We start from the raw sequence: 12,528 nt of genomic DNA, 5'->3' as shown, positions 1-12,528 counted from the left end.
CGGTGTGCCACCCACCCCCAGACACCCAGACCGTGGAAGGACCGAGTCCGTGCCCCACATCCACATCAGGCACTACCCGAGGGACTTCACGGCCGAACAGCTCAGGGCGATCGACGAGGCGGTGACCGCCGCCGTGACACGGACCTTCGCCACCGGCGAGGACACCGTCTCGATCTCCCTGGAGCCGGTGGCACCCGAGGACTGGGACGCCCAGGTCCTCACCGAGATGGCGGCCCGCCGGGACCTCCTGGTCAAGCGGCCCGGCTACTGGAACGAGAGTTGAGAGACATCCCGATGAGCGCGAGCAGCGGCATCCCCGTCGTCTACACCGAGGAGGTCCGAGAGGCCCTCCACGAGGGCAAGGCCGTCGTCGCCCTCGAGAGCAACGTCATCACCCACGGCCTGCCCTACCCGGACAACGCCGCCACCGCCCGCAAGGTGGAGGACGCCGTACGGTCCGGGGGCGCCGTGCCGGCGACGATCTGCATCGAGGCCGGCGAGATCCGCGTCGGCATGTCGGACGCCGACATCGAGCGCTTCGCCTCCCTGCCGGGCATCCCCAAGGTGTCCAGCCGGGACCTGCCCGTCGTCCTGGCGCAGGGCGGCCCGGGAGCCACCACCGTGGCCTCCTCGGTCGTGGCGGCCGAGCTCGCGGGGATCCCGTTCTTCTCGTCCGCCGGCATCGGCGGCGTGCACCGGGGCGCCCAGGAGACCTGGGACGTGTCCTCGGACCTGATCCAGTTCACCCGCTCCAAGGTCGCCGTCGTCTGCGCGGGCGCCAAGATGATCCTGGACCTGGGCCTGACCCTGGAGTACCTGGAGACGCAGTGCGTCCCCGTCGTCGCCTACCGCTCGGACGACTTCCCCGCGTTCTACTGCCGTACGAGCGGCCACAAGGCCCCCCACCGCCTGGACGACGAGCAGGTCATCGCCCGTGCGATCGAGGCCCACTGGGCCCTCGGCAACAACAGCTCCTTCCTGATCACCACCCCGGTCAGGGAGGAGGACGCCATCGACTCCGCCGAGGTGGACACGGCCATCCGCGCCGCCGTCGCCGAGGCCACCCGGGACGGCGTTTCGGGCCAGGCCATCACCAAGTACCTGATGCGGGCGGTCGACGCCGCCACGGACGGCCGCTCCGCCAAGGCCAACATGGCCGTCCTCGCCTCCTGCGCCGAGGCCGCCGGCCGCCTGGCCGTCGCCCACTCCGCACACCTCGCGGAGCTCGCCGGCCGCTGAGCGCACACGAACCGCCCCCGCACCACGCGTTGACCTCAGTCTGGAGAGACACACACATGTCCGAGAAGCTGTTCGAGCCGGTCACTCTGGGGAAGCTGGCCCTGAGCAACCGAGTGGTCATGGCGCCCATGTCCCGCAACCGGGCCACCGGCGAGGGTCTGGCCACCGAACTGATGGCCACCTACTACGGTCAGCGTGCGGGGGCCGGCCTGATCATCACCGAGGGCATCCAGCCGTCGGTCACCGGTCAGGGCTTCGGCAACAGCCCGGGCCTGCACACCCGTGAGCAGGCCGATTCCTGGAAGCCGGTCACCGGGGCCGTGCACGGCCGCGGCGGTCTGATCGCCGCGCAGCTCATGCACTGCGGCCGCATCGGCCACCCCTCGCTGTACCCGAGCGGCCACCGGTCGGTCGCCCCGTCCGCCGTCACCGCGGCCGGCCAGGCCTACGGCCCCGAGGGTCCGCTGGACTACCCGGAGCCGCGCGCCCTGACGACCGGGGAGATCGCCGGGATCGTCGAGGAGTTCGCGGACTCCGCCGAGCTCGCGATCGAGGCGGGCTTCGACGCGGTGGAGATCCACGCGGGCAACGGCTTCCTGCTCCACCAGTTCCTGGCGGAGAACACCAACCGGCGCACCGACGAGTACGGCGGCTCCGTCGAGAACCGCGTCCGCTTCCCGGTCGAGGTGATCGAGGCGGTCTGCGAGCGCATCGGCGCCGACCGCGTCGGCGTGCGCATCTCGCCCTCGAACCCGTACAACGACATCGTGGAGGGCGACACCCACGCCGTCTACGAGGCGCTCCTCGCGGCCCTGCCGCCCCTCGCCTTCCTGCACGTCCTCGAGGGCGGCAACCGCGACCACATCGCGGACCTGCGCGCGCGGTGGAGCGGCGCGGTCATCCTGTGCCCCCACCCCGAGAACGGCGTCGTCGTCAACGCCCGGACCGCCACCGAGGCCGTGGAGGCCGGCCTGGCCGACGCCGTCGCCTTCGGCGCGTCCTTCATCGCCAACCCGGACCTGCCCGAGCGCATCCGCACCGGCGCCCCGCTGGCCGAGGCCGACCAGAGCACGTTCTACGGCGGCGACCACACCGGCTACACCGACTACCCGACGCTCGAAGGGGCCGGCGCCGCGTGAGCTCCCGACAGATGCTGCTCTTCTCGGGGCGCGCACACCCCGAGCTGGCCGAGGCCATCGCGGCCGAGCTGGGCACGACCCTGGTCCCGACGAAGGCGGTCGACTTCGCCAACGGCGAGATCTACATCCGCTACCACGCCTCCGTGCGCGGCGCGGACTGCTTCGTGATCCAGAGCCACACGGCCCCGATCAACAAGTCCATCATGGAACAGCTCATCATGGTCGACGCGTTGAAGCGGGCCTCGGCACGCAGCATCACGGTGATCCTGCCGTTCTACGGGTACGCCCGCCAGGACCGCAAGCACAGCGGCCGGGAACCCATCTCGGCCCGCCTGGTGGCGGACCTGCTCAAGACTTCCGGCGCGGACCGGATCCTGACGGTCGACCTGCACGCCGACCAGATCCAGGGCTTCTTCGACGGTCCGGTGGACCACCTGTTCGCCATGCCGGTCCTCGCGGACCACATCGGCTCCAAGGTGGACCGGGACGACCTCACCGTCGTCTCGCCCGACGCCGGCCGCGTGCGCGTGGCCGACGGCTGGTGCGACCGCCTCGGCGCTCCGCTGGCCATCGTCCACAAGCGGCGCGACAAGGACGTGGCCCACCAGGTCACGGCCCACGAGGTGGTCGGCGAGGTTCGCGACCGCGTCTGCGTCCTGGTCGACGACATGATCGACACCGGCGGCACGATCTGCGCCGCCGCCGACGCCCTGTTCGCGCAGGGTGCCCGGGACGTCATCGTGGCGGCCACGCACGGGGTGCTCTCCGGCCCCGCCGCGGACCGCCTGAAGAACTCGCGCGTCAGCGAGTTCGTCTTCACCGACACCCTTCCGGTGCCCGCAGCACTCGGCATCGACAAGGTGACCGTCCTTTCCATCGCCCCGCTCATCGCGGGTGCCACCAGGGAGGTGTTCGACAACGGGTCAGTAACCCGGCTCCTGCGGAGCCGGTGATCGCCCGGACGGGCGGCCCGGGGAGGGCCCGTCCGTCCGTAGGGGGAGGCGGCCGCACGCACCGCGCCGTTCCGGTCTTTCCGGGTGGTGAGGCTTTGCCCTTGCGCCCCTCAGTTCTTCGGTTTCATCCGGCCGAGCAGTCGTCTCGGCCACTGACGCCGCACCGCTTCCGCGGTGTCCGCCCCGCGCGGACACCGCCCCCACGTTGGCGGTGAGGCGTCGTCCACCGGGCTCGCTGCCTCGCGGAGCCCGGCCTGCGGGGGCGGCCGACGCGCCCGCTGCTCCACAAACGGAACTTAAGGAAGCGGGAAATGACTCTTCAGGAGACCAGCGTGCTCGAGCCCACCCTGCGCGGCACCAACACCTTGCCCGGCCTGCTCGCGGAACGCGTGGCCGAGCACCCCGACGCGGTCGCCGTCGCCTACCGGGAGGAGAAGCTCACCTTCCGTGAGCTGGCTTCCCGGAGCTCGGCCCTGGCCGAGTACCTGAGACACCTCGGTGTTTCCACCGACGACTGCGTCGGCCTCTTCGTCGAGCCTTCCATCGACCTGATGGTGGGTGCGTGGGGCATCCTCGGCGCCGGAGCCGCCTACCTGCCGCTGTCCCCGGAGTACCCCGAGGACCGGCTTCGCTACATGATCGAGAACAGCCAGGCGAAGATCATCCTGGCGCAGCAGCGCCTGGTGTCCCGCCTGCGCGAGCTGGCCCCGCAGGACGTCCGGGTCGTCACCCTGCGCGAGTCCGAGGCGTTCGTCCTCCCGGAGGGCCACGAGCTCCCGGCCGCCGAGGGCGCCCGGCCCGACTCCCTCGCGTACGTCATCTACACCTCCGGCAGCACGGGCAAGCCGAAGGGCGTGATGATCGAGCACGGCAGCATCGTCAGCCAGCTCGGCTGGCTGCGCGAGACCTACGCGATCGACCGCAGCAAGGTCGTCCTGCAGAAGACCCCGATGAGCTTCGACGCCGCCCAGTGGGAGATCCTCTCCCCGGCCAACGGTGCCACCGTCGTCATGGGCGCCCCGGGCGTCTACGCCGACCCCGAGGGCCTCATCGAGACCATCGTCAAGCACGGCGTGACCACCCTCCAGTGCGTCCCGACGCTGCTCCAGGGCCTGCTCGACACCGAGAAGTTCGGCGAGTGCGTCTCCCTCCAGCAGATCTTCAGCGGTGGCGAGGCCCTCTCCCGCCTGCTGGCGATCCAGACCACGCAGGAGATGCCGGGCCGGGCGCTGATCAACGTCTACGGCCCGACCGAGACCACCATCAACTCCTCCTCCTTCGTGGTGGACCCCGCCGACCTGGAAGAGGGACCGCAGTCCATCTCCATCGGCCGCCCGGTGCACGGCACCACGTACCACATCCTCGACAAGGAGACCCTGAAGCCGGTCGGCGTCGGGGAGATCGGCGAGCTGTACATCGGCGGCATCCAGCTGGCGCGCGGCTACCTGCACCGCCCCGACCTGACCGCCGAGCGCTTCCTCGAGATCCAGCTCGAGGAGGGCGCCGCGCCCACCCGCCTGTACAAGACGGGCGACCTGGGCCAGTGGAACCCGGACGGCACCGTGCAGTTCGCCGGCCGCGCCGACAACCAGGTCAAGCTGCGCGGCTACCGCGTCGAGCTGGACGAGATCTCCCTGGCGATCGAGAACCACGACTGGGTCCGCAACGCCGCCGTCATCGTCAAGAACGACGGCCGCACCGGCTTCCAGAACCTGATCGCCTGCGTCGAGCTGAGCGAGAAGGAAGCCGCCCTGATGGACCAGGGCAACCACGGCTCCCACCACGCGTCGAAGAAGAGCAAGCTCCAGGTCAAGGCGCAGCTGTCCAACCCGGGCCTGCGCGACGACGCCGAGCTGGCCGCCCGCCAGGCCTTCGACCTGGAGGGCTCCGCGCCCACCCCCGAGCAGCGCGCCCGGGTCTTCGCCCGCAAGACGTACCGCTTCTACGAGGGCGGCGCCGTCACCCAGGACGACCTGCTGAAGCTGCTCGGCGCCAAGGTCACCGCGGCCTACTCCCGCAAGGCGGCCGACCTGGCGCCGGCCGAACTGGGCCAGATCCTGCGCTGGTTCGGCCAGTACGTCAGCGAGGAGCGGCTGCTCCCGAAGTACGGCTACGCCTCCCCGGGCGCGCTGTACGCGACGCAGATGTACTTCGAGCTGGAGGGCGTCGGCGGGCTGCGGCCGGGCTACTACTACTACCAGCCGGTCCGTCACCAGCTCGTGCTGATCAGCGAGAAGGCCGCCACCGGCAAGCCGACCGCGCACATCCACTTCATCGGCAAGAAGAGCGGCATCGAGCCGGTCTACAAGAACAACATCCAGGAAGTCCTGGAGATCGAGACCGGCCACATCGTCGGCCTCTTCGAGCAGGTCCTGCCGGCCTACGGCCTGGACATCCAGGACCGCGCCTACGAGCCGGCCGTCCGCGAGCTGCTCGACGTCGCCGACGAGGACTACTACCTGGGTACCTTCGAGCTCGTCCCGAACGCGGGCGAGCGCGAGGACCACGCCGAGGTCTACGTCCAGACGCACGGCGGCAAGGTCGCCGGCCTGCCCGAGGGCCAGTACCGCTACGAGAACGGTGCGCTGAACCGTTTCTCCGACGACATCGTCCTCAAGAAGCACGTCATCGCGATCAACCAGTCGGTGTACCAGGCCGCCAGCTTCGGCATCAGCGTCTACAGCCGGGCGCCCGAGGAGTGGCTGCACTACATCACCCTCGGCAAGAAGCTCCAGCACCTGATGATGAACGGGCTGAACCTGGGCTTCATGTCCTCCGGTTACAGCTCCAAGACGGGCAACCCGCTGCCGGCCTCCCGCCGCATGGACGCCGTCCTCGCCGAGAACGGCGTCGAGGGCGGGCCGATGTACTTCTTCGTCGGCGGCCGCGTCAGCGACGAGCAGCTCGGCCACGAGGGCATGCGCGAGGACAGCGTCCACATGCGCGGTCCGGCGGAGCTGATCCGCGACGACCTCGTCAGCTTCCTCCCCGACTACATGATCCCCAACCGGGTCGTGGTCTTCGAGCGGCTGCCGCTGTCGGCCAACGGCAAGATCGACGTGAAGGCGCTGGCCGTCTCCGACCAGGTCAACGCCGAGCTGGTGGAGCGTCCCTTCGTCGCCCCGCGCACCGAGACCGAGAAGGAGATCGCGGAGATCTGGGGCAAGGCCCTGCGCCGCGAGAGCGTCTCGGTCCAGGACGACTTCTTCGAGTCGGGCGGCAACTCGCTGATCGCCGTCGGCCTGGTCCGCGAGCTCAATTCGCGCCTGGGCGTCTCCCTGCCGCTGCAGACCGTCCTGGAGTCCCCGACGGTCGAGAAGCTCGCCCGCCGCCTCGAGCGCGAGGTCGCCCAGGAGTCCTCGCGCCTGGTGCGCCTGCACGCGGAGACCGGCAAGCAGAAGCCGGTGCTGTGCTGGCCGGGCCTGGGCGGCTACCCGATGAACCTGCGCACCCTGGCCGGCGAGATCGGTCTCGGCCGCTCGTTCTACGGCGTCCAGTCGTACGGCATCAACGAGGGCGAGACCCCGTACGAGACCATCGTCGAGATGGCCAAGGCGGACATCGAGGCCATCAAGGAGCTCCAGCCGACCGGCCCCTACACCCTGTGGGGCTACTCCTTCGGCGCCCGCGTGGCCTTCGAGACGGCCTACCAGCTGGAGCAGGCGGGCGAGAAGGTCGACAACCTCTTCCTGATCGCCCCGGGCTCGCCGAAGGTGCGCGCCGAGAACGGCAAGGTGTGGGGCCGCGAGGCGTCCTTCGCCAACCGCGCCTACACGACGATCCTCTTCTCGGTGTTCACCGGCACCATCTCCGGCCCGGACCTGGAGAAGTGCCTGGAGACCGTGACGGACGAGGCGTCCTTCGCCGAGTTCATCAGCGAGCTCAAGGGCATCGACGTCGACCTCGCCAAGCGGATCATCTCGGTCGTGGGCCAGACCTACGAATTCGAGTACTCGTTCCGCGAGCTGGCCGAGCGCACCCTCCAGGCGCCGATCAGCATCTTCAAGGCCGAGGGCGACGACTACTCGTTCCTCGAGAACAGCAGCGGCTACTCGGCCGAGCCGCCGACGGTCATCGACCTCGACGCCGACCACTACAGCCTGCTGCGCGAGGACATCGGCGAGCTGGTCAAGCACATCCGGTACCTGCTCGGCGAGTAGGAACAGGTGATTTCGGAAAACAGGTAGTCCGCACAAAGGCGGCCGCCCTGCCGGATTTCTCCGGCAGGGCGGCCGCCTTTTTTGCTTTCCTGGCTCAGGTTCCGCGAATCCGGGGAAAGGCGGCGTAATTCTGACGCAAGTTGACGGCGCCCTGACATTCGGTTGGTTGACGTGCGTCGGAGACCTGGAAGAGACTTCTTATAACTCAGGCGGACTGCCTATCGCATTCCAAACTCCGTCGATGACCGTTCGGAAATTGCCGCTGTCTTGCTGACGAGGAGCTACCATCCATGCGTTTCAATCTCATTGGACCCTTTGAGATCGTCACGGACGACGGCAGGGCCTACCGCCCGGGAACCCCCAAGGTCTGCCAGACGTTGGCCCTGCTGCTCACGAGACCCAACGAAATCGTGACGGCCGACGCGCTCATACGGGAACTGTGGGGCGAAAAACCGCCGCGCAGCGCCGTGACGACGCTGCAGACGTACATCTACCACGCACGCCGGATGTTCGTGAACGAACGGCTGGTACCGGCGGACCGCCCACTGATCATCACCAGCCCGCCCGGTTATGCGATCCGTGTCGACGATTCCGAGACGGACATCCGGATATTCGAGGGGCTCGTCTCCCAGGCGCGCGGCGAGCTGCGCCAGGGAGACCCGCTCACCGCGCTGCGGACCGTGCGCGAGGCGCTCGACCTCTGGCGCGGGCCGGCCCTGTCGAACTTCCCCGCGGGCGACCTGCTCGCCGGGCACATCGTGCACCTGGAGGAGCTGCGCATCCGGGCGTTCGAGATCCGCATCGCCTGTGAGGAGCAGCTCGGCTGGCACCGCGAGTCCATTCCGGAGCTGCGGAAGCTGATCAACCAGTACCCGCTCAACGAGTGGTTCCACAGCCAGCTCATCGGCGCCCTCGGCGCGGCGGGCCGACGCGCCGAAGCCCTCCAGGCCTACCAGGACGTACGCCGGCTGCTCGCCGACGAACTGGGCCTGGAGCCCTCCCTGGAGCTCAAGCAGCTTCAGGCCCGCCTCCTCAGCCCCGTCCCGCAGGCCTCGCCCCCCGCCGCCCGGGTCCCCGCCGAGGACGGCGCCGCCGGCAGGCCGCGCACGGCCGCCCCGTCGGGCGCCTGACGTCCCCGGACACGGAAGAGTCCCGGTACGGCCTGTGGGCCGTACCGGGACTCTTCCGTGCCGCGCGGGTCACGCCCCCGCGCGGGTCACGCCCGGTCGTTCACCTCGGCGAGGGAGCGCAGGATCGCCGTCTGCTTGGCGTCCCGCTCCCGCACGTGCTCCTCGTACGTCTTCGAACCGTACGCCGCCTCCGCCTGCTCGATGAGCGAGCGTATGGTCTCGTCGTCCATCGGGGGACGGCCGAGCCCCTCCCAGCCGCGCTCCAGGTTGGAGCCGAGCGTGCCCAGCCACTTGCGCAGGCCGCCCTGGCCGCCGCCCAGGTGGAAGGCGAGGAACGGCCCCACGGTGGCCCAGCGCAGCCCGATGGAGTGGGTGACCACCTGGTCGAGCTCCTCCAGCGTGACGACGCCCTCGCGCACCAGGTGCACCGACTCGCGCAGCAGCGCCGACTGGAGCCGGTTGGCGGCGAACGCCATGATCGGCTTGTGCAGGACGACCGGCTTGCGGCTGACCGACGTGAAGAAGGCGACGGCCTCCTCCACCGCCCGCGCGGAGGTGCGCTCGCCGGCCACGACCTCCACCAGCGGCACCACGTGCGGCGGGTTGAAGGGGTGCCCCACGACCAGCCGGCTGGAGTCGGCCATCCGGGCGCCCATGTCGTCCGGGTTCAGGGTGGAGGTGGACGACAGGAGCAGCGCGGAGGCCGGGGCCGCCTTGCCGATCCGCTCGTACAGCTCCTGCTTCAGCTCCAGGTTCTCGGGAGCGTTCTCGACGATGACGTCGGCGTCCGCCACCGCCCGTTCCAGGTCCGGTTCGAAACTGAGCCGCTCGGCGAAGCCGGCCGGGTCCGCGCTGCCCTCCGGCAGGTACGGACCGAACAGCTCCAGGCCCTCGGCCACGATCCGCGGGGCGTCCTCGCGCCGGCTGTTGACCCGTACGTTGAGACCGTGGCCCAGGAACAGGGCGATCCAGCCCAGCCCGATCGTTCCCGCACCGATGACCGTGACGACGCGCTTGTCCTGGCTCACGCGCCCGCCCCCAGCTTCGGGATGACCTGCTCGGCCATCAGCCGCATCGTGGTGGCCGCGTCCTCGAAGGACAGGTGGCCCGAGTGCACGCCGAGGCTGATGGTGATGTCGTCACCGAACCACTCGGAGATCTGCTCGAGCTGCGCCCGTACCTGGTCGGGGGCACCGATGAGCAGCTTCTGCTGCTCCATCTTGCTCTCGAAGTGGGAGGTCCTGGTGGCCTCCACCAGCTTCTCGTAGCCCGGATAGGCCTCGGAACGGGTGGTGCCCCACGACGCGACGGCGTCCCGGATGGCCGCCGAGTTGCGGTCGTCGTCGAGACGGCCCTTGACGCGGGCCTCCTCGCCGTCCTCGGAGACCACGCAGGGGTAGCTGAAGTGGATCTGCTCGGTGCCCGCCGCACGACCGGAGGCGGCCCACTCGGCGCGGTAGAGCGCCAGTCGGCTCTGCAGCTCCTCGGTGGACATGACGTTCGGCACGGTCTGCAGGTTGTGGCCGTTGCGGCCCGCCTCGGCACAGGACTCGGCGCTGCGCGCGGTGGTCACGAACACCGGCGGGTGCGGGGCCTGCACCGGCCGCGGCAGCAGCGTGACCGGGCCGAACTGGTGGAACCGGCCGTCGAAGACCACGTCCTCCTCGGTCCACAGCCGCTTGATGGCCTCGACGCCCTCGACGAAACGGTCCTTCGACTCGTCGATGTCGATGCCGAACGCCTTGAACTCGTCCGGCAGGAACGCCCGCCCGAACGCGGCGTCGACACGGCCGTTCGAGATGTTGTCCAGCATCGCCAGCTTGCCGGCCAGCTTCACCGGGTGCTGGAAGGCGGGAATGGTGGCACTGGTCCCCAGCCGCACGCGCTTGGTACGGCCCGCCGCGGCGGCGAGGAAGGTGACCGGGTCGGGGCTGTAGCCCCCGTACGAGAAGAAGTAGTGCTCCACCATCTTCACGTGGTCGAAGCCCAGCTCCTCCGCGAGGTCGACGAGGCGCAGCGCCTCGTCGAAGTACTGCTGGGCGGACTTGTCGGCGGGGCCGACAGTGGGAAAGAAGACGATCCCGAATTTCACGAAAGCTCCTCAGCCTCGTCAGTCGCGGCCGGAGCCGTCGTGGTGGAGGTCCCGCTCGGCGACCTTCCAGGTGCCGTCGACGAGGACCAGGCGGTCGTGGCACACGACACTGGCGAAGATGTCGAGCTCGCCGCCGGTCCTCGTACGCATCGCCAGCGCGTAACTGCGGGCGTGCAGAGAGCCGTCCGCCTGCGGGCGCACGTCGAGCATCCCCAGCCAGTGCCGGAAGTCGATCTTGTCGGCCTCGAGCCGCTTCTTGCGGGCCCGGGAGGAGTCCCGGATGGCGACGCGGCCGCGCAGGGGCTCGTCCAGACGGCTCGCCTCCTGGAAGACGGCGTCCTCGGTGAACGTCTCCGCCCACGCGTCGGGGAAGCCGTCGTCGAGGAGACCCATTTGCCGGGCGTAGAACTGCTGCACCTGCGTGTAGAGCTCGGCGGAGACGAAGGGCTCCGCCGCGGTGCGCGGGGTGCTGGGGGTGGAGTCGCTCATACGAGCTGCCTTTCCTGGATCAGCCGGCGTGCCGGCATCGCTTGCGTCGTCGTCTGGGTCATGGGGCGCCGAGCCCGGCGGTGGAGGACAACAGCCGCGACCCGTAGGCGCCGGCGGCCGGATCGAACCGCAGCGCCACATGGCTCGCGAGGCTGTGCACGTCGCGCCAGATCCGCTGCATCGGGTGGGCGGCGAGCTGGCCGGAGCTGCCGGACGCGCGCAGCAGCCGCTCGACGACCTCCACCGACTGCTCGACGGCGTACGCGCAGTCGGCCGGGTTGCGCACCAGCTCGAGCGCCGTCGCCGTGGGAGCGTCGGCGACGCGGGCGGCACGCTCCAGCAGCAACTCGGCGGCATCGACGGCGATCACCGCGCGGGAGGCGGCCGTACGGAGCCCGAGGGCCTCCTCCTCCGCACCCGTCCGGCAGTCCTCGGCCCATACGCGCAGGGCGGCGCGGGCCGCGCCGAGCGCGGGGGCGCCGAAGAGCAGCCCGCTCAGCAGGCGCAGCGGGGCGGTGTGGCAGCGGGCGTCCGAACCGACGCTCCGGCCCTCGATCATGTCCTGCCGGGTGAAGCCCCGGTGGGCCGGCACGAACACGTTGTCGGCCACCAGGGTGTTGCTGCCGGTGCCGCGCATGCCGATCGAGCTCCAGGTGTCGGCCACCCGGTACTCCTGGCGGGGCAGCGCGAAGAACCACGGAACCTGCGCGCCGTCCTGCGGCACCAGCGCGCACACCAGGGCCCAGTCGGAGAAGCCGACCCCGCTCGTGAAGTCCCACTCCCCGGACACCCGCCAGCCGCCGGTGACCGCGGTGGCGGTGCCGCGCGGCATCAGCGCGCCCACCACGGCGGTGTCCGCGCCCTTGGCCCACAGCTCCTGCTGCCCCTCCTCCGGGAGGAAGGCGCCCATCCGGCCGGCACCGGCGATGACCGAGGCGCACCAGGCGGCCGAGGTGCAGCCCTGCGCGAGGGCGGAGACGGCGTGCAGCAGCTCGGTCGCGGTGCCGTCCCGCCCGCCCCAGCGGGCGGGCACGAAATGCCCGGCGAAGCCGGCGTCGACGATCCCGTCGGACACGGTGCGCGACAGCGCGCGATCGGCGTCGGCCCGCTCCGCGTACCGGACGGCCACGGAAGCCAACTCCTGTGCTCTGACATGCAGATCCGTGTCCGATGACGGGAAGCTCGGCATCAGTACCACTTTCCTCGCTCGTTCGTGGCGGCGCGCCATCCGGTGGCAACGGAGTCACCCTGGCGGCGGCGGATCCAGCGCCGCTGGAAAGGCGCTCGACGGCCGAGGCGGCGGACACCGTCCCGGCCCGCCTCGAC

At 70.3% G+C, this 12,528-nt stretch carries 10 protein-coding genes; 6 read left to right on the top strand and 4 right to left on the bottom strand.

All coding sequences use genetic code 11. The features are described from left to right. Nucleotides 1-49: 49 nt before the first annotated feature. The 6 genes from ACZ51S_RS31230 (at nt 50) to ACZ51S_RS31205 (ending at nt 8,621) form a co-directional block, all read left to right on the top strand. Nucleotides 50-283 carry a tautomerase family protein gene (locus tag ACZ51S_RS31230; RefSeq protein WP_468479470.1) on the top strand — a complete coding sequence of 78 codons (234 nt, stop codon included), beginning with the start codon at nt 50-52 and terminating at the stop codon, nt 281-283. Nucleotides 284-294: 11 nt separating this feature from the next. Further along, complete coding sequence (locus ACZ51S_RS31225) at nt 295-1,239, top strand: pseudouridine-5'-phosphate glycosidase (RefSeq protein WP_388943893.1); 945 nt, start codon at nt 295-297, stop codon at nt 1,237-1,239. Nucleotides 1,240-1,295: 56 nt separating this feature from the next. After that, the gene (locus ACZ51S_RS31220) at nt 1,296-2,378 is read left to right on the top strand and encodes an alkene reductase (RefSeq protein ID WP_468479471.1); all 1,083 of its coding nucleotides are present in this window, start codon (nt 1,296-1,298) and stop codon (nt 2,376-2,378) included. An 11-nt stretch (nt 2,379-2,389) separates the two neighbouring features. Next, nucleotides 2,390-3,331 (top strand): ribose-phosphate diphosphokinase, encoded by a 942-nt coding sequence (locus ACZ51S_RS31215; RefSeq protein WP_468479477.1) that lies wholly within the window; start codon nt 2,390-2,392, stop codon nt 3,329-3,331. A 311-nt stretch (nt 3,332-3,642) separates the two neighbouring features. Further along, nucleotides 3,643-7,491, top strand: a complete 3,849-nt coding sequence (locus ACZ51S_RS31210) for an amino acid adenylation domain-containing protein (protein WP_468479472.1) — start codon at nt 3,643-3,645, stop codon at nt 7,489-7,491. Nucleotides 7,492-7,781: 290 nt separating this feature from the next. Next, the gene (locus ACZ51S_RS31205) at nt 7,782-8,621 is read left to right on the top strand and encodes an AfsR/SARP family transcriptional regulator (RefSeq protein WP_468962685.1); all 840 of its coding nucleotides are present in this window, start codon (nt 7,782-7,784) and stop codon (nt 8,619-8,621) included. A gap of 86 nt (nt 8,622-8,707) precedes the next feature. Here the strand turns inward: ACZ51S_RS31205 and ACZ51S_RS31200 are convergent, their stop codons facing one another. From ACZ51S_RS31200 to ACZ51S_RS31185, 4 genes are read right to left on the bottom strand one after another with little or no spacing between them, the layout of a single operon-like run. Beyond that, nucleotides 8,708-9,649, bottom strand: a complete 942-nt coding sequence (locus ACZ51S_RS31200) for a 3-hydroxyacyl-CoA dehydrogenase NAD-binding domain-containing protein (RefSeq protein ID WP_468479475.1) — start codon at nt 9,647-9,649, stop codon at nt 8,708-8,710. Next, nucleotides 9,646-10,713, bottom strand: coding sequence for an LLM class flavin-dependent oxidoreductase (locus ACZ51S_RS31195; RefSeq protein ID WP_467896635.1), 1,068 nt, complete (start codon nt 10,711-10,713; stop codon nt 9,646-9,648). The genes ACZ51S_RS31200 and ACZ51S_RS31195 overlap by 4 nt, the downstream gene beginning before the upstream one ends. A gap of 18 nt (nt 10,714-10,731) precedes the next feature. Continuing rightward, nucleotides 10,732-11,202 (bottom strand): nuclear transport factor 2 family protein, encoded by a 471-nt coding sequence (locus tag ACZ51S_RS31190; RefSeq protein WP_388943908.1) that lies wholly within the window; start codon nt 11,200-11,202, stop codon nt 10,732-10,734. A 58-nt stretch (nt 11,203-11,260) separates the two neighbouring features. Further along, entirely contained in the window at nt 11,261-12,331 is a 1,071-nt protein-coding gene (locus ACZ51S_RS31185; RefSeq protein WP_468479476.1) for an acyl-CoA dehydrogenase family protein, read from the bottom strand. Nucleotides 12,332-12,528 lie beyond the last annotated feature (197 nt).

The organism is Streptomyces sp. NPDC034043 (genome assembly GCF_055575675.1).
Note: the sequence above shows the minus strand (reverse complement) of the source record. Positions and strands in the feature narration are given on the sequence as shown.

What these genes read in the sequence shown, in the direction of transcription:
- ACZ51S_RS31225 (WP_388943893.1), top strand. Translation starts at nt 295, where the DNA reads ATGAGCGCGAGCAGCGGCATCCCCGTCGTCTACACCGAGGAGGTCCGA.
- ACZ51S_RS31220 (WP_468479471.1), top strand. Translation starts at nt 1,296, where the DNA reads ATGTCCGAGAAGCTGTTCGAGCCGGTCACTCTGGGGAAGCTGGCCCTG.
- ACZ51S_RS31215 (WP_468479477.1), top strand. Translation starts at nt 2,390, where the DNA reads ATGCTGCTCTTCTCGGGGCGCGCACACCCCGAGCTGGCCGAGGCCATC.
- ACZ51S_RS31210 (WP_468479472.1), top strand. Translation starts at nt 3,643, where the DNA reads ATGACTCTTCAGGAGACCAGCGTGCTCGAGCCCACCCTGCGCGGCACC.
- ACZ51S_RS31205 (WP_468962685.1), top strand. Translation starts at nt 7,782, where the DNA reads ATGCGTTTCAATCTCATTGGACCCTTTGAGATCGTCACGGACGACGGC.
- ACZ51S_RS31190 (WP_388943908.1), bottom strand. Translation starts at nt 11,202, where the DNA reads ATGAGCGACTCCACCCCCAGCACCCCGCGCACCGCGGCGGAGCCCTTC.